General features: G+C 55.3%; 20 protein-coding genes. 4 read left to right on the top strand and 16 right to left on the bottom strand.

Going from position 1 to position 20,102, the window contains the following annotated elements; genetic code table 11:
- Positions 1 to 53: 53 nt before the first annotated feature.
- From F7R27_RS09005 to aroQ, 13 genes are all read right to left on the bottom strand, one after another.
- A complete protein-coding gene (locus F7R27_RS09005) occupies positions 54 to 1,181 on the bottom strand; it encodes a dihydrolipoamide acetyltransferase family protein (RefSeq protein ID WP_151703914.1) in 1,128 nt (375 codons plus the stop codon).
- Positions 1,181 to 2,164, bottom strand: a complete 984-nt coding sequence (locus tag F7R27_RS09000; protein WP_151703913.1) for an alpha-ketoacid dehydrogenase subunit beta — start codon at positions 2,162 to 2,164, stop codon at positions 1,181 to 1,183. Before F7R27_RS09000 ends, F7R27_RS09005 begins: the two co-directional genes overlap by 1 nt.
- Entirely contained in the window at positions 2,157 to 3,245 is a 1,089-nt protein-coding gene (gene pdhA / locus F7R27_RS08995) for a pyruvate dehydrogenase (acetyl-transferring) E1 component subunit alpha (RefSeq protein WP_151703912.1), read from the bottom strand. The genes F7R27_RS09000 and pdhA overlap by 8 nt, the downstream gene beginning before the upstream one ends.
- A 15-nt stretch (positions 3,246 to 3,260) precedes the next feature.
- On the bottom strand, positions 3,261 to 4,316 hold the full coding sequence (locus F7R27_RS08990; RefSeq protein WP_151703911.1) for a Leu/Phe/Val dehydrogenase: 1,056 nt from the start codon (positions 4,314 to 4,316) through the stop codon (positions 3,261 to 3,263).
- Between the two features lie 369 nt (positions 4,317 to 4,685).
- The gene (gene purD, locus F7R27_RS08985) at positions 4,686 to 5,969 is read right to left on the bottom strand and encodes a phosphoribosylamine--glycine ligase (RefSeq protein ID WP_151703910.1); all 1,284 of its coding nucleotides are present in this window, start codon (positions 5,967 to 5,969) and stop codon (positions 4,686 to 4,688) included.
- A 16-nt stretch (positions 5,970 to 5,985) separates the two neighbouring features.
- Positions 5,986 to 7,569, bottom strand: coding sequence for a bifunctional phosphoribosylaminoimidazolecarboxamide formyltransferase/IMP cyclohydrolase (gene purH / locus F7R27_RS08980; protein WP_151703909.1), 1,584 nt, complete (start codon positions 7,567 to 7,569; stop codon positions 5,986 to 5,988).
- Between the two features lie 36 nt (positions 7,570 to 7,605).
- A complete protein-coding gene (gene fis, locus F7R27_RS08975; protein WP_151704145.1) occupies positions 7,606 to 7,887 on the bottom strand; it encodes a DNA-binding transcriptional regulator Fis in 282 nt (93 codons plus the stop codon).
- Positions 7,888 to 7,912: 25 nt separating this feature from the next.
- Positions 7,913 to 8,893, bottom strand: a complete 981-nt coding sequence (gene dusB / locus F7R27_RS08970; RefSeq protein WP_151703908.1) for a tRNA dihydrouridine synthase DusB — start codon at positions 8,891 to 8,893, stop codon at positions 7,913 to 7,915.
- 146 nt (positions 8,894 to 9,039) lie between these two features.
- Positions 9,040 to 10,206 (bottom strand): zinc-ribbon and DUF3426 domain-containing protein, encoded by a 1,167-nt coding sequence (locus F7R27_RS08965; protein ID WP_151703907.1) that lies wholly within the window; start codon positions 10,204 to 10,206, stop codon positions 9,040 to 9,042.
- Positions 10,207 to 10,210: 4 nt separating this feature from the next.
- Entirely contained in the window at positions 10,211 to 11,107 is an 897-nt protein-coding gene (prmA, locus tag F7R27_RS08960; protein ID WP_151703906.1) for a 50S ribosomal protein L11 methyltransferase, read from the bottom strand.
- A 179-nt stretch (positions 11,108 to 11,286) separates the two neighbouring features.
- The gene (accC, locus tag F7R27_RS08955; RefSeq protein ID WP_151703905.1) at positions 11,287 to 12,627 is read right to left on the bottom strand and encodes an acetyl-CoA carboxylase biotin carboxylase subunit; all 1,341 of its coding nucleotides are present in this window, start codon (positions 12,625 to 12,627) and stop codon (positions 11,287 to 11,289) included.
- Between the two features lie 37 nt (positions 12,628 to 12,664).
- Positions 12,665 to 13,126 carry an acetyl-CoA carboxylase biotin carboxyl carrier protein gene (gene accB / locus F7R27_RS08950; protein WP_151703904.1) on the bottom strand — a complete coding sequence of 154 codons (462 nt, stop codon included), beginning with the start codon at positions 13,124 to 13,126 and terminating at the stop codon, positions 12,665 to 12,667.
- 38 nt (positions 13,127 to 13,164) lie between these two features.
- On the bottom strand, positions 13,165 to 13,620 hold the full coding sequence (gene aroQ / locus F7R27_RS08945; RefSeq protein ID WP_151703903.1) for a type II 3-dehydroquinate dehydratase: 456 nt from the start codon (positions 13,618 to 13,620) through the stop codon (positions 13,165 to 13,167).
- Between the two features lie 290 nt (positions 13,621 to 13,910).
- Between aroQ and F7R27_RS08940 the strand changes: the two genes are divergently transcribed.
- Complete coding sequence (locus F7R27_RS08940) at positions 13,911 to 14,678, top strand: ParA family protein (RefSeq protein WP_151703902.1); 768 nt, start codon at positions 13,911 to 13,913, stop codon at positions 14,676 to 14,678.
- A gap of 24 nt (positions 14,679 to 14,702) precedes the next feature.
- Here F7R27_RS08940 and F7R27_RS08935 read toward each other — a convergent pair whose 3' ends face one another.
- Positions 14,703 to 15,263 (bottom strand): hypoxanthine-guanine phosphoribosyltransferase, encoded by a 561-nt coding sequence (locus tag F7R27_RS08935; RefSeq protein ID WP_151703901.1) that lies wholly within the window; start codon positions 15,261 to 15,263, stop codon positions 14,703 to 14,705.
- Between the two features lie 184 nt (positions 15,264 to 15,447).
- Here F7R27_RS08935 and upp point away from each other — a divergent pair, with 184 nt between their 5' ends.
- From upp to F7R27_RS08920, 3 genes are all read left to right on the top strand, one after another.
- Complete coding sequence (gene upp / locus F7R27_RS08930) at positions 15,448 to 16,074, top strand: uracil phosphoribosyltransferase (protein WP_151703900.1); 627 nt, start codon at positions 15,448 to 15,450, stop codon at positions 16,072 to 16,074.
- Positions 16,075 to 16,120: 46 nt separating this feature from the next.
- Positions 16,121 to 17,425 carry a uracil-xanthine permease family protein gene (locus tag F7R27_RS08925; RefSeq protein ID WP_151703899.1) on the top strand — a complete coding sequence of 435 codons (1,305 nt, stop codon included), beginning with the start codon at positions 16,121 to 16,123 and terminating at the stop codon, positions 17,423 to 17,425.
- A 75-nt stretch (positions 17,426 to 17,500) separates the two neighbouring features.
- A complete protein-coding gene (locus F7R27_RS08920; RefSeq protein WP_151703898.1) occupies positions 17,501 to 17,956 on the top strand; it encodes a GNAT family N-acetyltransferase in 456 nt (151 codons plus the stop codon).
- 36 nt (positions 17,957 to 17,992) lie between these two features.
- Here F7R27_RS08920 and F7R27_RS08915 read toward each other — a convergent pair whose 3' ends face one another.
- Positions 17,993 to 19,168 (bottom strand): vWA domain-containing protein, encoded by a 1,176-nt coding sequence (locus F7R27_RS08915; RefSeq protein ID WP_151703897.1) that lies wholly within the window; start codon positions 19,166 to 19,168, stop codon positions 17,993 to 17,995.
- Positions 19,168 to 20,013, bottom strand: coding sequence for an AAA family ATPase (locus F7R27_RS08910; protein WP_151703896.1), 846 nt, complete (start codon positions 20,011 to 20,013; stop codon positions 19,168 to 19,170). Before F7R27_RS08910 ends, F7R27_RS08915 begins: the two co-directional genes overlap by 1 nt.
- Between the last annotated feature and the right edge of the window lie 89 nt (positions 20,014 to 20,102).

The following is a 20,102-nucleotide window of genomic DNA, read 5'->3' as shown; positions in this document are numbered from 1 at the left end:
GGTTCAGTTTAGACAATTCCTGACACTTGGCTGCTGAATTTGAATTAATTTTTCTAATTATGCTCCTGTAAAGTTCTTATCAGAGCCTGCATGAATCGTGCCGCTTCTCCTCCGGTGGCAGCCCGGTGATCGAAGGTCAGCGACAAAGGCATGATCCGGCGAGGTACGATCTCTTCCTGTACCACCATCGCCTGCTGACGGATCACCCCGGCACCGATAATGGCCACCTGAGGTGGTACAACAATCGGACTGGCATAGCGCCCGCAGATGGTGCCAAAGTTGCTCAGTGTAATGGTCGCCCCCTGCATCTCCTGCGGGGGTATGGAGCGTGCAAGCACATCAGCACGCAGTCGATCCAGTCCTTCACGCAGGTCCTCCGGTGTGCGTTCACCTATGTTACGCAACACTGGCACAAACAGACCTGCTTCCGTATCGACGGCTACACCCAGATCGATCTTTTCATTCATACGTCTGGCCAGTTGCTGGCCATCGAACCAGGCATTCAGGGCGGGCTCTGCCTTGCAGGCAGCGGCGATCGCCTGTACCAGTCTCATGTTGATATCAGTACCCTTCGGCCAGTGGTTGATATCGGCATCTTCACACAGTGTCACTGCTACCACTTCGGCGTGAGCCTGGGCCATGGTTCTGGCCATCTGCTTGCGAACTCCTCGGAGCAGCTCAGGGGCTCCGAGCGTCTTATCCCGCTCTGCTGCCCGTTCCACATCCTCCGGGGTGATGCTGTTGCCGCTGCCGGTCCCACGCAGGGTGTTCAGAGAAACTCCCAGCCGCTGAGCCAGTGCCCGTACCGCTGGCGTTGCGCGGATCTGGCCATTGCTGCGGGCTGGCTGTGAACCATGAGCCGAACCTATGATGAAGTGCTCCTCCTGTGAATCAGGGGTGCTGGAGCGCTTCAGTTCGCCGACCACCGTGCCGCTGTCACTGTCACCACTGTCGACAAACTCAACCAGAGGTTCACCGGTATGGATGGTGTCACCCTCTGCACCAAAAAGGTGCGAAATCGTGCCATCGCAGGGCGAGGGTACTTCAATGATCGCCTTGGCAGTTTCAACGACCACCAGTATCTGATCGGTTTTGACTTCGTCGCCTTCCTTGACATGCCACTCGATGATCTCTGCCTCTGGAAGGCCTTCGCCCAGATCGGGCAGCTTGAAATATTTCATCAGACGAACTCCATGGTTTGTTCAACAGCGCTCATAATGTCCTCGACACTGGGGAGGTAGATCTGCTCATTTCGATAGTAGGGCATGACGGCGTCGTAACCGGTCACGCGGCGGATCGGAGCCTGCAGCGATAACAGTGCTTTCTCCGCCAGGGTGGCTGCGATCTCTGCCCCCATGCCACCATGACGCGGGGCTTCATGAATGATGACGCAGCGCCCGGTACGACTGACCGACGCCAGCAGCGTATCGTGATCGATTGGGTTCAGGGTTGCGACATCTATCACCTCACAGCCGATCCCTTTGTCGGCGAGTCGGGTGGCGGCTTCAAGCGTTTCCTGTACCACAGCCCCCCAACAGATCAGGGTGATATCACCCCCTTCACGCAGGGTAAAACAGGTGTCCAGAGGCAGGGCCTGGCCATTGTCTTCAACCAGGGTTTTGCTGGCACGGTAGATGCGTTTGGGCTCCAGGAATACGACAGGATCATTGCAGCGAATGGCCGCCAGCAGCAGGCCATAGGCACGCGCGGGAGAGGAGGGGATCACCACACGCAACCCCGGAATATGAGCCATTAAGGTTTCTGTGCTTTCAGAGTGATGTTCCGGCGCACGTATGCCGCCGCCGAAGGGTGCGCGCAATACCAGTGGGCAGTGCAGGCGACCACGTGTGCGGTTGCGCATGCGCGCGGCATGGGCGATCAGGTGATCCAGCGCCGGAAAGATAAAGCCCATGAATTGGATCTCGGCCACAGGTCGCAGGCCCTGAGTGGACATCCCTACCGCCAGACCGCCAATCATGGTTTCGGCCAGTGGTGTATCGATGACGCGGCGTTCGCCGAACTGTTCCAGCAGGCCTACAGTGGCACGAAACACACCACCGTTGGTGGCGATATCTTCACCCAGCAGGATCACATCCGGATCATCGGTCATGGCTCTTGCCAGTGCCAGGTTGACGGCTTCTATCATTGTAATGGCATTACTCATGATGCTCACCTCCGGCCATTTTCTGTCGAGCTTGCTCGCGTTGTTCTGCGAGTCCCGGCGGGCACTCCTCATAAAGATAATCGAACAGATCATCCACAGGTTGGGAGGGAGTGGCCAGGTACTGTTCAACCGCCGACTGCACTGTTGTTTTGGTCTCCTCAAGCAGGGCCTGCTCGCGGCTTTCATCCCAGTGACCACATTGATGCAGATAGTTGCGCAGCCGCTGTACCGGTTCTCTTTCCCAGGCCGCTTTGAGCTCGCTCTGCTCACGATAGCGCGTGGCATCATCAGCAGTGGTATGGTCCGACAGACGATAGCTCAGCGCCTCAATCAGTGTTGGTCCCTTACCCTGACGTGCCTGTTCAAGCGCGCGTGAAATCACTTCGTGCAGCGCGATGGCATCATTACCATCCACCTGTTCACCGCGAATACCGGCACCCAGTGCTTTCTGTGCCAGTGTCTGAGCGCAGGTCTGTCTGGATCGCGGTACTGATATCGCCCACTGATTGTTATTGACCAGGAATACGACCGGTAGCTGCCAGGCACCGGCGACATTGATTGCTTCCATAAAGTCGCCCTTGGAGGTGCCACCATCACCGATCATGGTGAGAACGGCACGCTTCTCATCCCGTATCTTGATGGCACTGGCAACACCACTGGCATGCAGGCATTGCGTGGCGATCGGGACACAGTTAGGCAGATCCTGATTCATGCCGGGGCAGGCATTACCGCGTTCATCTCCGCCCCAGTAAAGCAGCACTTCGTGCATCTCGGCGCCACGTATCACCTGCATGATATGGTTGCGGTAGTAGGGCACCAGCACATCGCTGGGTTGCATCAGGCAGGCGGTGACGACATCTATCGCCTCGGCGCCCAGCAGTGAGGCGTAGGTACCCAGCTGTCCGGTGCGTTGCAGGGCAATAGCCTTGGTGTCGAACTGACGGGCCAGCACCATCTGACGGTAATAACCGGTCAGTGGATCGGGTCCCTGCGCCCAGCCGGGCAGAGGGCCCAGAGGTGTTCCGTCATCAGCCAGATAGCGGGTCAGCTGAATCTCTCCCCGATAGACAAGTTCACTCATGATCGTTCCTCCGTGTCAGGCAGTATCACAGCTGAAAGATGGTCGTGTGTTGCCCTGTTGCAATATCACTTCGGCCTGTTGGTCGGCAATACGGTGTACCGGCATCTGTGCCGCAGCGGCGCGCGTAAACAGGTCACTCAGCGTCTGGCCAATGGTCAATACCTTGTTGCGGATGGCCATTTTGTCGGCTTGCGCATGGTTCAGGGCAACATGAATCAGCCCGCCGGCATTGATCACATAGTCAGGGGCATAGAGTATGTCGCGGCCATGCAGCAGGTCGCCATCGCTGCCTTTGCTGAGTTGATTGTTGGCGCTGCCGGCCACCATTTTGCACTTCAACCGGGAGATGGTTTCAGGGTTGAGCACTGCCCCCAGGCCGCAGGGGCAGAAGAGATCGCAGTTGACGCCATAGATCTCATCAGCATTGACCGCATCGGCACCGAAGGATCGCACACAGCTGTCCACCTTGCTGATATCGATATCTGTGACGGTGAGTCTGGCGCCGGCTGCATGCAATCTGGCAGCCAGCTCGAACCCGACATGCCCCAACCCCTGCAGTGCAACATGGATACCTCTGAGATCATCTCTGCCGAGGGTGAAACGCACGGCGGCCTGGATGCCTTCAAATACGCCCAGTGCGGTGTGAGGAGAGGGGTCTCCGCTGGCGCTGGTACAGCTGGCATAGGGCGTTTCGCTGGCAATGATGTCCATGTCGGACACTTCTGTGCCACTGTCCATGGCGGTGATGTAACGACCCTTGAGGGTATGAATGAAACGTCCGAATGCGGACATCATTTCTGTTCGATTGAAATCAACTTTGGGTTTTATCAGTACGGCCTTACCGCCGCCGTGAGGCAGTCCTGCCAGTGCGGCTTTATAGGTCATTCCTCTTGCCAGGCGAAGAGCATCGGTGATGGCATCCTCTTCCTGATCGTAATGGATGAAACGGCATCCGCCTATGGCGGGGCCTAGTGTGGTTGAATGGATGGCAATGATGGCGCGCATGCCACTGGCAGGATCCAGCCCTAGGTGCAGATCGCTGAGCCCTGCGTTTTCCATCTGTTGCAACATGTCGGGATCCTCCGCATGATTCTTGCTGTTGGAAAACGGGTATTCAGATTCTGTTGTGTTTTGTTGTCACAGATCCTGTATTGATCTGTCTGGAGTGACGCTCTTGTGAATATCTACTCCTCTTTTGTGATAGCACAAAAGGGACGAAAGTTCAGGCAAACCAGAGAGCTATTTGAGGCGGGAATTGACTTTTTAGCAGCTGCAGCACGGAGCTGAGTGGACTGAAAGCAGGCGTGTTGAATAGTTTACAGGGATGATATGCTGCATCGCACAAAATATGTGCTTCGTGATGATTTTTTAACAAAAGTCGCGCCGACCCCATCAGGGATCGGCGCGAGTGCTTGTGTCAGATAACAGGGCAGCGAGTGCTTAGTTCTGCTCTCTGGCAATCGCACGATAGCCGATATCATCGCGGAAGAAGGCACCCTTCCAGCTGATCTGATTAACGACCTCATAGGCCTTGCGCTGAGCTTCGGTGACAGTATCCCCCAGAGCTGTTACGCACAGCACACGACCGCCTGCGGTAACTACCTGACCATCCTTGAGCTGGGTACCGGCCTGGAACACCTTGGTGTTGGCAGGGTAGCTGTCCGGGAAGCTGATCGCGTCCCCCTTGGCATAGCTGTCGGGATAACCACCGGCAGCCATCACAACACCCAGCGCACGGCGCGGGTCCCAGTCAGCAGTCACCTGATCCAGGCGCTTGTCGAGTGCGGCGTTGCACATTTCTACCAGACTGGAGCGCAGGCGCATCATGATCGGTTGGGTTTCGGGGTCACCGAAACGGCAGTTGTACTCGATCACTTTGGGTGTGCCGTCGCTGGTGATCATCAGCCCGGCATACAGAAAGCCCGTATAACTGTTGCCTTCGGCGGCCATGCCGCGAACAGTTGGCATGATCACTTCGTCCAGCACACGCTGCTCGATCTCGGGTGTCACGACCGGTGCGGGTGAGTATGCACCCATACCGCCGGTGTTGGGGCCGGTATCGCCCTTACCGACACGCTTGTGATCCTGGCTGGTGGCCATTGGCAGCACATGCTCGCCATCAACCATGACAATGTAGGAGGCTTCCTCGCCTTCAAGAAACTCCTCGATCACCACGCGGTGCCCGGCATCGCCAAAGGCGTTTCCAGCCAGCATATCGCGAACGGCAGCTTCTGCTTCCTGCAGAGTCATGGCGACGATCACGCCCTTGCCCGCAGCCAGACCATCGGCCTTGATCACGATCGGCGCGCCTTTCTCGCGCACATAGGCAAGAGCCGCTTCCAGGTCGGTAAAGTTCTGATACTCAGCCGTCGGGATCTGATGGCGCGCCAGAAAGTCCTTGGTGAACGCCTTGGAGCCTTCGAGCTGAGCGGCACCTTCGGTAGGACCGAATATGCGCAGACCTGCATCCTGAAAACGATTCACCACACCCGCCACCAGTGGCGCTTCGGGGCCAACGATCGTCAGATCAATCGCTTCGCGTCTGGCAAAGTCGATCAAGCCGTCGATATCCATACTGTCGATGGCGATGTTCTGCAGCTTGTTTTCAAGGGCAGTTGCCGCATTGCCGGGGGCAACGAAAACCTTCTCAACGGCTGCATCACGTGCACAGGACCAGGCCAGCGCATGTTCACGTCCACCGGACCCTATAATCAGAATGTTCATCAGCAGTTCCTGTCTGTCAGTGGCGGAAATGGCGCATACCGGTGAAGACCATGGCCATGCCATGCTCATTGGCTGCATCAATCACTTCCTGATCGCGCATTGAGCCACCTGGCTGAATTACCGCAGTAATACCTGTTTCGGCAGCTGAGTCGATACCGTCACGGAAGGGGAAGAAAGCATCAGATGCCATCACGGAACCCTTCACTTCAAGCCCTTCGTCAGCGGCTTTGATCGCCGCAATACGAGCGGAATAGACGCGGCTCATCTGGCCGGCACCGATACCGATGGTCTGGCCATCACGGGCATAAACGATCGCATTGGACTTGACGAACTTGGCCACTTCCCAGCAGAACAGCAGGTCGCGGATCTCATCTTCAGTGGGCTGGCGCTGAGAGACGATACGCAACTGCGAAGCGTCGATCATACCCAGATCACGATCCTGAATCAGCAGGCCACCATTGACACGTTTGTAATCGAAGGCATGAGCACGCTGTGCATCCCACATGCCGCATTCGAGCAGGCGCACATTGGGTTTGCTGGCAATGATATCGGAGGCTTCCTGAGTCACTTCAGGTGCGATGATCACTTCAACAAACTGACGATCGACAATCGCCTGAGCGGTTTTGCCGTCGAGTGTGCGGTTGAAAGCGATGATACCGCCGAAGGCAGAGGTTGGGTCGGTCTGGAAAGCACGATTGTAGGCTTCCAGAATATCGCTGCCGATCGCCACGCCGCAGGGGTTGGCATGCTTGACGATAACGCAGGCAGGATCGCGGAAAGGCTTGACACACTCCAGCGCAGCATCGGTATCGGCCACATTGTTGTATGACAACGCTTTGCCCTGTACCTGGCGAGCCGTAGACACAGAGGGTTCTGCCGGATTCTCTTCACGATAGAAGGCAGCACGCTGATGCGGGTTTTCACCGTAACGCATCTCCTGCACCTTGATGAACTGGGTGTTGAAGGTGCGTGGAAAATCCGCTGCCACCTCCTCATCACCTTCGACTACCGCACCAAGATAGTTGGCGATCATGCCGTCGTAGGCTGCCGTATGCTCAAATGCACGCACGGCAAGATCAAAGCGAGTGGAGTGGCTCAGCCCCTGCTGCTCGGCGAGTTCTTTCAGGACGCGGTCGTAGTCAGAGGCATTGACAATAATGGCAACGTCCTTGTGGTTCTTCGCGGCAGAGCGAACCATGGTCGGACCACCGATATCGATGTTCTCGATCGCCATCGGCAGGTCGCAGTCAGCGCGTGCGATGGTCTGCGCGAAGGGATAGAGATTCACTACCACCATGTCGATTGGCGCGATGCCATGCTCGGTCATGACGGCATCGTCCTGACCACGACGACCGAGAATGCCGCCATGGATTTTCGGATGCAGGGTCTTGACCCGGCCATCCATCATCTCCGGAAATCCGGTGTGGTCAGATACTTCAATGGCTGGAATCTTGTTATCACACAGCAGTTTGAAGGTGCCACCGGTCGAGAGTATCTCGACTCCCAGCTCGGTCAGAGATCGGGCAAATTCGACGATACCGGTTTTGTCGGATACGCTGATCAGCGCACGGCGAATCGGGGTTACTTTCTGCTCAGACATAGTATTACGGTTTCCGGCGTTCAGAGTTTGATTGGCTTACAGCAGTCCGTACTGTTTCAGTTTCTTGCGCAGGGTGCCGCGGTTCAGACCGAGCATCTCTGATGCCTTGGTCTGATTGTCCTTGGTGTACGCCATGACGCTTTCAAACAGGGGGGCTTCAATTTCGGCCAGAACCATCTGATAGACATCCGTAACCGGCTGCCCATCCAGCTGCTTGAAGTAGCTGGTCATGGAGTGCTGAACATAATCGCGCAGAGTTTTCTGCGCCAGTTTCGCTGGCTGAGCGGTGTTGATTTGCTTCACGTTTTTGGTGTCCATGGTGTTCATTAGCTGATCCTGACTCTCAGGCAGCTGCAGGCTGCGTCGAAGTGAAGATGTCGGCAAGGGCTGCAATCTGCTCATCTGCTGTTTCCAAAGTGTTGAAATGCTTCCGTAGGTCTGACCCATTCCGATGCTGCTGTAGATACCAACCGATATGTTTGCGTGAAATGCGTACGCCCATGAACTCACCGTAAAAGGTGTGCAGCTCCTGCATGTGATCGTTCAGTATCTGTTGTATTTCACTCATTTCCGGGGCGGGTAATAACTCGCCTGAACGCAGGTAATGATCTATCTCACGGATCATCCAGGGTCGGCCCTGCGCAGCTCGACCGATCATGACCGCATCGGCACCACAGTAGTCCAGCACCTGACGAGCTTTCTGTGGGGAGTCGATGTCACCGTTTGCAAACAGTGGGATAGTGATGGCATCTCTGATTCTGGCCAGGGTTTCATACTCTGCTGCACCTTGATACTTGTCGGCGCGCGTACGTCCATGCACAGCCAGTGCCTGGATACCCACCGCTTGAGCAATCTGCGCGATCTTGACGCCATTGCGCTGATCAGGAGACCAGCCGGTGCGAATCTTCAGCGTTACAGGGACATCCACCGCCTGAACCACCGCTTCCAGAATCTGCGTGACCAGTTCGGTATCACGCAACAGAGCTGAACCTGCCGCCTTGTTGCATACCTTTTTGGCCGGGCAGCCCATGTTGATGTCGATGATCTGTGCGCCGCGCTCAACATTCATCTGCGCGGCATGAGCCATCATCTCAGGGTCTGCTCCCGCGATCTGTACCGATCTGATGCCCGTCTCGCCCATATGGTCCAGTCGAAGGCTGGATTTTCGAGTGTTCCAGAGATTGGTATCGGAGGTGACCATCTCGGATACAGCAAGTCCAGCACCCATCCTGCGGCATAGCTGCCTGAAGGGCCTGTCGGTAACACCTGCCATCGGTGCCAGAATCACCTGGCTTTCAATGTTGTGGGGACCGACCCGAAACATACTGCACCTTAGAAAGAGTCAAATATTTACCGTTGCCTGAGCAGCGGAACTGGGTTTACTTACGGAAGGGGGCCAATGATACCCTTTAAAACCCGGGGCTCCAAGACGTATTTGATGAAAAAATGATCTATTGCCAAGGCGAAAACTTAGTGGTATGGGAGCAGATCAAGCTGATATCCGAGGGTGCCTGTGGCGGGCGACAGCAGCTCCAGCGTCAGCTCAAAGGGCTGGCCAGGGCTCATGTAACGCGGGTCGACGCGCTGTGTATCGAGATACTCTTCAGGTTTGAAATCTCGACCGGCGACATGGCGCCCCTGAGTGTCATTGAACATCAGGCGAAGTATCGGGAAGTGTTGATTGAAGGCGGTCTGATTTTCCAGCACAACGGATACGCTGAGCGCACCGGTGAAATACGGATTGGGGCGGATGATCAGTTGTCGTGTTGCGATCTGATCGATCGCCTTGGGGCCGTGCAGGCTGCAATCCAGATGATCACACAGCAGATAGTAGATCGGGCGCAGCTCGGGATAGGCAGCCAGTGTCTGACGTTCGAACCAGAACACCTGAAACAGCAGAAGGCCGATAGCGACGAGAGTGCCGAGCAGCCATCCGGTGACATTGTAGGGGTTGTCTGACTCATTTTCTGTCATGTGCATCACAACCGGTTCGGGTTTGATATCCAGCATTGGCGGGTGATATCTACTGGTTGTTGATTTGGCCGAGCTTCTTTGCGGCCTGTCATCCCGCTCTGCCATCAGGCCACTGCTGAAAGCTGCTGGTGACTCCTGCATCGGCGTTTGAGCAGGAGTCGGTGCTGCGACAGGTGCAGGCTTCTGAGCTGGTGCTGCAACAGGTGTCGGCGTCGGCATGTGGATAGGTGTCGACTGTGCTGCAGGCTGGGATGCTGTTGCCTGAGTTGGAGCGGGTGCCACTGGCTGCATCTGTTGCGGTTGAAAGGTCGGGTCCTGCCTCTGCTCAGTTGAGGGTTTTGTACCTGTCATGCTGCCAGGGGTGGCAGGGACTGGAGCCGTAACAGCCGGAGGTGTGACTTGTTGGTCGATGCTGATAAAGGGTTCGGGTGGTGCAGTAGGCTTCAGATCCAGTGGTTGCTGAGGGGGCGCTTGCGGCTTGCGACGGTCTATTTCCGGATAGCTGGGCGCCACCTCCGGTTTATCCTCTGCACAAGCCAGTGCATCAAATACCGTCAGGCATTCACCGCAGCGTACCTTGCCATGAGCAAGCTTCAGTTGCCCTGGGGTAACCTTGAAGCGCTCTTCGCAGTTGGGACACTGGGTGATGACTGAGTTTTGCATCGGATCAGCGCCTGATTCCAGTCAGACGTATCCAGCCGTCGTGTTCAACCGGTGGGGCCATCTCAAAACAGCCGTGATAGGCCAGAGTGATCTCTTCTGCCTGTGGCGGCAGCAGTCCTGACAGCAACAGGCGTCCGCCTGGTTTGACCAGACTGCTCAGGGTTGGTGCCAGTTGCACCAAAGGTCCAGCCAGAATGTTGGCGACCAGTACATCGGCTTCGATGGCGGGGATCTCGCCCGGCAGATAGGTATTCAGGCGATCATCCTCGAGCTGATTACGCAGCAGATTATCTCGTGTGGCGAGCAGTGCCTGGGGGTCGATATCGACCGCCATCACCTTGCGGGCACCCAGTAACAGGGATGCAATGCCGAGAATGCCTGAACCGCAGCCATAATCAATCACCAGACAGTCATCCAGGGGCTGGCTGTCCAGCCACTCAAGGCATAGCGCTGTGGTTGGGTGAGTGCCTGTACCAAAGGCAAGCCCGGGGTCCAGCATCAGATTGACAGCTTCGGGGTGCGGAGCTTCGCGCCAGCTCGGGCAAACCCACAGGCGTTTGCCAAACTGCATCGGATGGTAATTCTCCATCCATTCGCGCTCCCAGTCTTTGTCTTCCAGAATTTCTGTCTTGAACACCGGCTTATGGCTGTCATTGGGAAAAGCCAGATCCTGTGCCTGATGCAGCAACTCCAGGGTTTCGGTCAGGTCATGCTCGGCCGCAAACAGTCCTGTCACCACTGTCTGACTCCACAAGGGGGTCGTACCCAGATCGGGCTCAAAGATAGGCTCATCTTCGCCGTCCTGAAAAGTCACGACGGCACAGCCAGCCGCCAGCAGCATATCTTCATAGCGTTCGGCCTGCTCGGGGTCTGTCGTCACTTTGATTTGTAACCAGGGCATTCCAGCCTCCTTTCATGGGATCAATACAAGTATTGCCCAAAGTCTCTGATCTGAAAACAAAAAAAGCCCGAAAAATCGGACTTTCTCTGACTGGAAACGGTTTCGGGCTGTCAAGGTCACGCTGCATCCAGTATGAATGCCTGGCTTTGACAGATTGCTCAGTAGCCTGAAGAGTGGCTTCAGAGTCCGAGTTTTTTCTCCAGATAGTGGATATTCACGCCACCATTACGGAAGTTACTGTCACGCACTATCTCTGCATGCAATGGAATATTGGTACGAATGCCGTCAATCAGTACCTCTTCCAATGCATTTTTCATGCGCGCCAGGGCTGTGGCCCTGTCTTCACCATGAGTGATCAGTTTGGCGATCAGTGAATCATAGTGAGGTGGCACGGTGTAGCCATCATACAGATGGGAGTCTACACGTACGCCATTGCCACCAGGGGCATGGAAGTGTGTGACCTTGCCGGGGCAGGGCATGAAGGTTTTCGGGTCTTCGGCATTGATTCGGCATTCGAATGCATGGCCGCGAACCTTGATGTCTTCCTGCTTGTAAGACAAGGGCATACCTGATGCGATGCGCAACTGCTCCTTGACGATATCCACGCCAGTGATCGCTTCAGTGACCGGGTGCTCCACCTGAACACGGGTGTTCATCTCGATGAAGTAGAAGTTGCCGTCTTCATAGAGGAATTCGAAGGTGCCGGCACCACGGTAGCCGATATGGATACAGGCATCGACGCAGGACTTGAACACTTTCTGCCGAGCTTCTTCATCGATCATTGGCGCTGGGGCTTCTTCAACCACTTTCTGATGGCGGCGCTGCATGGAGCAGTCGCGGTCATAGAGGTGGATCGCATTGCCCTGGCCATCTGCCAGCACCTGAATCTCGACATGACGAGGGCGCTCCAGGAACTTTTCCATATAGAGCGTATCGTCGCCGAAGGCCGCGCCGGCTTCCGAGCGGGTCACCTGAATCGCATTCAACAGGTGCGCCTCAGAGTGCACTACGCGCATGCCGCGGCCACCACCACCGGCAGCTGCCTTGATGATCACCGGATAGCCGATGCGGTTGGCAATGGCGAAGAGCTCGCCGGTATCTTCCGGCAGTGGGCCGTCCGAGCCGGGAACTGTCGGTACACCCGCTTTCTTCATTGCGGCTATGGCTGATACCTTGTCGCCCATCAGGCGTATGACATCTGCACTCGGGCCGATAAAGGTAAAGCCGGAACGCTCGACCTGCTCTGCAAAAGTGGCGCTTTCAGCGAGGAATCCATATCCGGGATGAATACCCACTGAGTCAGTGACCTCTGCCGCGCTGATCAACGCAGGAATGTTGAGGTAGCTTTTGGAGGAGGGGGCAGGTCCGATACAGACCGCTTCGTCCGAGAGGCGTACATGCATCAGATCACGGTCGGCGACAGAGTGCACGGCAACGGTTTTGATGCCCAACTCTTTACATGCCCTCAGAATACGCAGTGCTATCTCACCGCGATTCGCAATCAGAACTTTATCCAGCATGTTGAAAAGATCCTTGCTTTCTTCAGTGAGTAGGGAGTCAGACGATGGTGAACAGTGGCTGATCGAACTCCACCGGCTGACCATCTTCAGCCAGAATGGCTTCAACCACGCCGGCTTTGTCTGCCTCGATCTGGTTCATCATCTTCATCGCTTCGATGATGCAGATCACATCCCCTATCTTGACCGATTTGCCCACTGCCGTGAATGCAGGAGAGCTTGGCGATGGTGCGCTGTAGAAGGTGCCTACCATCGGTGAGCGAACCACATGTCCATTCTGTTTGGTTTCTGCTGGCTCTGCTGAAGCGGGTGCCGGAGCCGCAGCAGGGGCCGGCGCTGCCATTGGCTGAGGTGCCGCGTAGGTCTGCGCGTGATAGACGGGCGCTGTGCTCTGTGCACCACGACTGATTCGAACTGATTCCTCGCCTTCCTTGATCTCTATTTCGTTGATGTTGGACTCTTCAAGCAGTTCGATCAGTTTCTTTACTTTGCGAATATCCATGCTGTCAGCTTCTCTGTGTCTAATGTTCTTGAAAGGTGTTAGTCAGCGCTCATGCCGGATGGCAGGCGATGAATCGCCGCCTGCAGTGCCAGATCGTATCCCTGTGCTCCCAGTCCGAAAATTACACCTACGGCAATATCAGACAGGTAGGAATGATGACGAAAAGGCTCACGTGCATGAACGTTGGAGAGATGTACTTCAATAAACGGCACTGCAACACCTGCAAGGGCATCCCGGATCGCGACGCTGGTATGGGTGAAGGCGGCGGGATTGATGATCACGAAACTGATGTTATCTGCGCCGCACTGATGGATGCGCTGTATCAGTTCATGCTCCGCGTTACTCTGAAAACATACCAGCTCATGACCCGTCTGATGGGCCTGCTGTATCAGGTCCTGCTCTATCTCGTGCAGGGTGGTAGCACCATAGACGGCAGGCTCGCGCGTGCCGAGGAGATTGAGATTGGGACCATTCAGAAGCAGAATTCTAGCCATTGTCAGTGGTTTCAGAGCCATGTTTGAAAGTCTAGCAAGTTTGCCTGAAATTAGACTAACTGTCTATTTGATGAAAGAAATTTTGTGTGTTTAGCTGCCAGTTTGGCGAAGTTAACGCATTTTTACTGTAGAGCGCTGGGGTTGGCCTTGTCTTGGTCATGTTTTGCAGACGTTGACCGACGCAGGTAAATTCGCCATAGTGCTACCCATAGTGCAATGCAGCATAATGCCGCATATTCTGCCGCGTGCAAAGACGTTCAGTCAGTCGTGCCGGACAATGGAGACCTGTTATGATTCGCGTGGTGTTCAATCAGAAAGGGGGTGTCGGGAAATCGAGCATCGCCGTCAATCTCGCAGCCATCAGTGCCCAGCAGGGGCAGCGAACCCTGGTGGTGGATCTTGATCCTCAGTGCAACTCGACACACTATCTGCTCGGAGACGAATCCAATACGCCTGATAGTGATGTGCGTGGCTTTTTTGAGCAGGCGCTGACGTTTCAGCTCAAGCCTGCAGCTGCAGACAGCTTCGTTCATGCGACCCCCTTCGAGAATCTGTTTCTGATACCGTCCAACCCTGATCTTGGCGATCTGCAGTCCAAACTTGAAAGCAAGCACAAAATCTACAAGCTGCGTGATGCGCTGACTGAACTCAGACAGCAGTTTGATGCCATTTATATCGATACGCCACCAGCGTTCAATTTCTTCTCGCTGTCTGCTCTGGCTGGGGCAGATCGCTGTCTGATACCGTTTGACTGTGACGATTTTGCACGCCAGGCACTCTACAGTCTGCTGAATAATGTTCACGAAACACGCGCAGACCACAATGATCGGCTTGAAGTGGAGGGGATAGTGGTAAATCAGTTTCAGCCACGTGCATCTCTGCCGTTGCGTATTGTCAATGAACTGGAGGCTGAAGAGTTGCCGGTATTGAAGTCACGGATCTCTTCGTCAGTCAAGATGAAGGAGTCGCATACGGCTGCCGTGCCATTGATCTGGCTGGCGCCGAATCATAAGCTGACTCAGGAGTTTGTGGCGCTGTATCATGAACTCCAGGGCTGAGTCAGAAGTATACAGGGCTCTGCATCAGAGCCCTTTGACGGCAAAAATACCCGGTGCGTTGCGCCAGTATCCCTTGTAATCCATGCCGAATCCGAACACATATCGGTCTTCAATATCCATGCCTGTGTAGTCGGCTTTCATGCCGGGGCGCGCCTTGCGGTCATGCAACTTGTTGACCAGCACGGCTGTCTGAACGCTGGCGGCACCTTCGCGCTCACAATACTCGACAATCTCAGCCAGGGTGTGGCCTTCATCCAGGATGTCATCCAGGATCAGTACCGGACGGCCCTTGAACTCAACCATTGGCGGGACCTTCCACTCCAGGCTGCAGCCGGAGGTGGTATTGCGGTAGCGGGTGGCATGCAGATAGCTGACCTGCAGCGGAAAGTGCAGGCGGGTCAGCAGTTGTCCGCCAATCACCAGCCCACCATTCATGACCGCAAACAGAACAGGGTTGAGTTGGCCCAGTGCGGCAGTGATATCACTGGCCATGCGATCCATGGCGGCATCAACTTCTGCCTGGCTGTGCAGTAGATCCGCCTCATCATACACTTGCTGCATCACATCAAATTCTGTCTGGCTCATTAAACCTGTCTCTGATCCGACCTCATGCGAGGTCTTGTGTAAAAAAGGAGCAAACGATAACCATCTTTGCTTGAAAGGGCAAATATACAGAGTTTTGTGGCTCAGTTTTCTTCAGAAATTTTCGTTTCACGACTATAGTATCAGGTTAGGTAAAAAAGCCCTGAAAGTCACCGGAGAGTTTTTGATGAGTGTTCATGAGATCCGCCACCCACTGGTTCAACACAAGCTGGGATTGATGCGTTCTGTCCACAAGAGTACCCGCGGTTTTCGCCAGCTTGCTGCGGAAGTGGGATGCCTGCTGACCTACGAGGCGACCAAGGATTTCGAACTTGAAGACTATGAGGTGGAGGGCTGGTGCGGCCCGATCAAGGCGCAGCAGATCAAGGGCAAGAAGATCACGGTGGTGCCGATTCTGCGTGCCGGGCTGGGAATGCTTGATGGTGTGCTGGAGCTGGTACCGAGCGCCAAAATTTCGGTAATCGGGGTGTATCGTGATGAAGAAACGCTGGAGCCAGTTCCCTATTTCGAGAAGCTGGCCAGTGATATCGATTCACGTATGGCGCTGATAGTTGATCCGATGCTGGCAACCGGTGGCTCGATGATTGCGGCGATCGATATGCTGAAAAAAGCGGGCTGCAGCAGTATCCGTGCGCTGGTGCTGGTGGCGGCGCCGGAGGGGATCGCCAAGGTTCAGGCTGCACATCCTGATGTGGATATCTTTACCGCATCGATAGACTCTCATCTGAATGAGCAGGGTTACATCATCCCGGGACTGGGTGATGCCGGCGACAAAATTTTCGGAACAAAATAAAAGCCATAAATGCTGTATTTAATAACTACAATAAAAGGATAAATCCATGAGTGGTCGGACTATCTCTTCCGGGCCGATGAACTGGCGCACGGCGCTGGCAGGCTCGCAAATGCTGTTTGTTGCCTTTGGTGCACTGGTGCTGATGCCACTGTTGACCGGGCTTGATCCGAGTGTGGCGCTCTTTACGGCCGGTGTCGGTACGCTGATGTTCCACTTCGTCACCGGGCTGACCATGCCGATCTTTCTGGCATCCTCTTTCGTGTTTATCGCGCCGATCATCTTCTCGGTTCAGACCTGGGGCGTACCGGCTACGATGGGGGCTCTTTTGTGTGCCGGTGTTGTCTACATGATGCTGGGTATCGCAGTGAAACTGCGTGGCCCCGGCTTTATTCATCGCATTCTACCGCCGGTTGTCACAGGCCCGGTGATCATGGTGATTGGACTTGGGCTGGCGCCGATTGCCGTGCATATGGCGATGGGCAAAACCGGTGATGGTGCGATCGAGTTGTTTCCCTATCAGGATGCAATGATCGTCTCGATGGTCGCTTTGGTTACTACGCTGCTGGTGGCGGTATTTGCGCGTGGACTGTTTCGTTTGCTGCCGATCATGTGTGGCGCGCTGGCCGGTTATGCCGTGGCATTTTTCATGGGAATGGTTGATTTTCAGATAGTGCATGATGCGCCTTTGTTGGCTGTCCCGGCCTTCGTCATGCCTGAGTTTCACTGGCAGGCGATTCTATTCATGATACCGGTGGCGATAGCGCCGGCGATTGAGCATGTCGGTGATGTGCTGGCGATCAGTAATGTCACCGGCAAGGACTATGTGAAAAAACCGGGCCTGCATCGCACGCTGTTTGGTGATGGTATCGCGACATCCATGGCGGCCATGTTCGGTGGCCCACCCAATACGACCTATTCAGAAGTGACCGGTGCGGTGATGCTGACGCGCTCGTTTAATCCTGTGGTGATGGTCTGGGCGGCGGGTTTTGCCATCTTCCTGGCCTTTGTCGCGAAGTTCGGCATACTGCTGCAGACGATTCCGGCGCCCGTCATGGGCGGGATTCTGATTCTGCTGTTCGGCTCGATTGCTGCGGTCGGCATGAATACGATGATCAAGGCGAAGGTCGATATGGCACAGCAGCGTAACCTCGTCATCGTGGCAACAGTACTGGTGTTCGGTATCGGCGGCATGGCGATTGGCGATGGTGCGCTGAGTCTGCAGGGTGTGAGCCTGTGCGGTATCGTAGCCATCATTCTGAACCTGATTCTGCCGATGCCCAGTCAGGATGCGGATGACCTGCATGTGGAGCAGGAAGTGGTTGATGATCTGGTACAGCATGGTCGGGATTGAGTTGGCGGCCTGTTGATCCGGTTACACCATGAAACAATGTTAGATGTTCAGAGATGGTTGTTCAGGAGAGTTCTGTTGATCGATTGGCAATGGTTAAGCTATGAGGCGCTGAGTCGTGATCAGCTGTATGCGATTCTGAAGCTCAGGCAGGATGTGTTCATTATTGAGCAGAACTGCGTCTATGGTGATATCGATCATCTGGATCAGTCATCCTGGCATCTGTGCGGCTGGAGACGTGATGATGGACAGTTATTGGCCTACCTGCGCGTGGTACAGCCCGGCATTAAGCATACCGAGCCTTCCATCGGGCGTGTGATCACCGCACAAGCGGGGCGTGGGTTGGGGTTGGGTCGACAGTTGATGCAGCAGGCGCTGCAGCAACTGGATGAGATCTATCCCGGTGCGGATAATCGCATCTCGGCACAGCATCATCTGAGCGAGTTCTATACCGGCTTTGGTTATCGACCGGTATCCGAACCCTATGATGAGGATGGGATTCTGCATATCGATATGCTGCGCAGCGGTCGCTGAAGCGCCTTTCTGTCGGCAACTTGCTACCTGTCAGTTTCAGCGTGACAGGTGGCGAGTTGCTGCCTCTATTCCTGCTACCGTCAGGGGGTACATATGCCCGTTCAACTGCTGACGAATCATCTGGGTGCTCTGTGTATACTGCCAGTAGTGGGGTTGTGCAGGGTTTAGCCACACGGTTTTCTCCCAGGTATCCAGAATACGCTGCAGCCAGATCTGGCCCGGTTCATCATTCATATGCTCGACACTGCCACCAGCCATACTCAGCTCATAGGGTGACATGGCTGCATCGCCGACAAAGATCACGCGATAATCACGGCCATAGGTGTGCAGCAGGTCCAGAGTGGGAATCCCTTCACTGAAGCGACGCTGATTGTCGCGCCAGACTTTTTCATACACGCAGTTATGAAAGTAGAAGTACTCCAGGTGCTTGAACTCACTGCGTGCAGCTGAGAACAGCTCTTCGCAGGTGCGGATGAAGGGGTCCATCGAGCCACCGACATCAAACAGCAGAATCACCTTGGCGGCATTGTGGCGCTCCGGCACCATTTTCAGATCCAGCAGCCCGGCGTTATGAGCTGTGGAGCGGATGGTGTCATCCAGATCCAACTGGTCGGCGGCCCCGGTGCGGGCGAATTTGCGCAGTTTGCGCAGGGCTACCTTGATGTTGCGGGTACCCAGCTGCAGGCTGTCGTCGAGGTTGCGGAACTCGCGCTTCTCCCACACCTTCACGGCACGCTTATGTTTGCTCTGACCACCGATGCGTATCCCTTCAGGGTTGAATCCGCTGTGGCCAAAGGGTGATGTACCGCCGGTCCCAATCCACTTGCTGCCACCTGAGTGGCGTTCCTTCTGCTCTTCCAGGCGTTCACGCAGGGTTTCCAGCAGCTTGTCGAGACCACCGAGCGCTTCAATCTGATCCCGCTCCTCCTGACTCAACTGTTTGATGAAATCGCTGTCCAGCCAGTGCTGGGGGATCAGTGCATCGGTGATATCACCCTGTAGCTGCAGATTGTTGAAATAGGCTGCAAAAGTACGATCGAAGCGATCATAGTATTTCTCATCCTTGACCAGGCAGGTACGGGCAAGCAGATAGAAATCGTCCATATCCATATCAGCAACGCCGGCCTGCAGCGCATTGATTAGATCCAACAATTCGCGCAGCGACACCGGTAACTGGCCACGGCGCAGGGTGGTGAAAAAATCAACCAGCATCAGCGCGCCTCACGACGTGCCAGAAAGGCCAGGCGCTGCAGCATATGCACATCCTGTTCATTCTTCAGCAGAGCGCCATAGAGTGGTGGCATGGCTGATGCGGCATCGGTGCTGGCCAGCACATCTGCTGGAATCTGATCAGCCAGAATCAGTTTGAGCCAGTCGATCAGTTCAGAGGTGGAAGGCTTTTTCTTCAACTGATTGATTTCGCGCAGGCGGAAAAAGACCTCAAGCGCCTCACGGACCAGTTTGCTTTCGATATCCGGGAAATGAACCTGAATGATCTGCTTCAGCGTGTCGCGATCCGGGAAGCTGATGTAGTGGAAGAAACAGCGGCGCAGGAAGGGATCCGGCAGCTCTTTCTCGTTGTTGCTGGTGATGATAATGATCGGACGATTTCTGGCGGATACCACTTCGCCGGTTTCGTAAACGGCGAACTCCATCTTGTCGAGTTCGTGCAGAAGATCGTTGGGGAATTCGATATCGGCTTTGTCTATTTCGTCGATCAGCAGGACGGGCTGTTGCTCCGCTTCAAATGCCTGCCACAACACACCCTTGCGAATATAGTTGTTGATGTCGTGTACCCGCTCATCACCAAGCTGAGAGTCGCGCAGTCGCGATACGGCATCATATTCATACAGTCCTTGCTGGGCTTTGGTGGTGGATTTGATATGCCAGCGCAGCAGCGGTTTGTTCAGCGCGCCGGCGATCTCTTCGGCCAGCAGGGTCTTGCCGGTGCCTGGCTCACCCTTCACCAGCAGCGGGCGTTGCAGCGTAATGGCGGCATTCACGGCCATGCTCAGATCGTCGGTGGCAACATAACGACGGGTACCGGAAAACTTCATGCGCAAACCTCAAATAACATCCAGGAGGGGCAAGTTTATCAGATCTGCAGTGGAAGGTCAGAGGGCTTGATGAGGAGATGCTCATAAAG

The sequence above is a fragment of the Nitrincola alkalilacustris genome (assembly GCF_008973755.1).
GTDB classification, from domain to species: Bacteria; Pseudomonadota; Gammaproteobacteria; order Pseudomonadales; family Balneatricaceae; genus Nitrincola; species Nitrincola alkalilacustris.
Note: the sequence above shows the minus strand (reverse complement) of the source record. Positions and strands in the feature narration are given on the sequence as shown.

What these genes read in the sequence shown, in the direction of transcription:
- F7R27_RS09005 (WP_151703914.1), bottom strand. Translation starts at nt 1,181, where the DNA reads ATGAAATATTTCAAGCTGCCCGATCTGGGCGAAGGCCTTCCAGAGGCA.
- F7R27_RS09000 (WP_151703913.1), bottom strand. Translation starts at nt 2,164, where the DNA reads ATGAGTAATGCCATTACAATGATAGAAGCCGTCAACCTGGCACTGGCA.
- pdhA (WP_151703912.1), bottom strand. Translation starts at nt 3,245, where the DNA reads ATGAGTGAACTTGTCTATCGGGGAGAGATTCAGCTGACCCGCTATCTG.
- F7R27_RS08990 (WP_151703911.1), bottom strand. Translation starts at nt 4,316, where the DNA reads ATGTTGCAACAGATGGAAAACGCAGGGCTCAGCGATCTGCACCTAGGG.
- purD (WP_151703910.1), bottom strand. Translation starts at nt 5,969, where the DNA reads ATGAACATTCTGATTATAGGGTCCGGTGGACGTGAACATGCGCTGGCC.
- purH (WP_151703909.1), bottom strand. Translation starts at nt 7,569, where the DNA reads ATGTCTGAGCAGAAAGTAACCCCGATTCGCCGTGCGCTGATCAGCGTA.
- fis (WP_151704145.1), bottom strand. Translation starts at nt 7,887, where the DNA reads ATGGACACCAAAAACGTGAAGCAAATCAACACCGCTCAGCCAGCGAAA.
- dusB (WP_151703908.1), bottom strand. Translation starts at nt 8,893, where the DNA reads ATGTTTCGGGTCGGTCCCCACAACATTGAAAGCCAGGTGATTCTGGCA.
- F7R27_RS08965 (WP_151703907.1), bottom strand. Translation starts at nt 10,206, where the DNA reads ATGCAAAACTCAGTCATCACCCAGTGTCCCAACTGCGAAGAGCGCTTC.
- prmA (WP_151703906.1), bottom strand. Translation starts at nt 11,107, where the DNA reads ATGCCCTGGTTACAAATCAAAGTGACGACAGACCCCGAGCAGGCCGAA.
- accC (WP_151703905.1), bottom strand. Translation starts at nt 12,627, where the DNA reads ATGCTGGATAAAGTTCTGATTGCGAATCGCGGTGAGATAGCACTGCGT.
- accB (WP_151703904.1), bottom strand. Translation starts at nt 13,126, where the DNA reads ATGGATATTCGCAAAGTAAAGAAACTGATCGAACTGCTTGAAGAGTCC.
- aroQ (WP_151703903.1), bottom strand. Translation starts at nt 13,620, where the DNA reads ATGGCTAGAATTCTGCTTCTGAATGGTCCCAATCTCAATCTCCTCGGC.
- F7R27_RS08940 (WP_151703902.1), top strand. Translation starts at nt 13,911, where the DNA reads ATGATTCGCGTGGTGTTCAATCAGAAAGGGGGTGTCGGGAAATCGAGC.
- F7R27_RS08935 (WP_151703901.1), bottom strand. Translation starts at nt 15,263, where the DNA reads ATGAGCCAGACAGAATTTGATGTGATGCAGCAAGTGTATGATGAGGCG.
- upp (WP_151703900.1), top strand. Translation starts at nt 15,448, where the DNA reads ATGAGTGTTCATGAGATCCGCCACCCACTGGTTCAACACAAGCTGGGA.
- F7R27_RS08925 (WP_151703899.1), top strand. Translation starts at nt 16,121, where the DNA reads ATGAGTGGTCGGACTATCTCTTCCGGGCCGATGAACTGGCGCACGGCG.
- F7R27_RS08915 (WP_151703897.1), bottom strand. Translation starts at nt 19,168, where the DNA reads ATGCTGGTTGATTTTTTCACCACCCTGCGCCGTGGCCAGTTACCGGTG.
- F7R27_RS08910 (WP_151703896.1), bottom strand. Translation starts at nt 20,013, where the DNA reads ATGAAGTTTTCCGGTACCCGTCGTTATGTTGCCACCGACGATCTGAGC.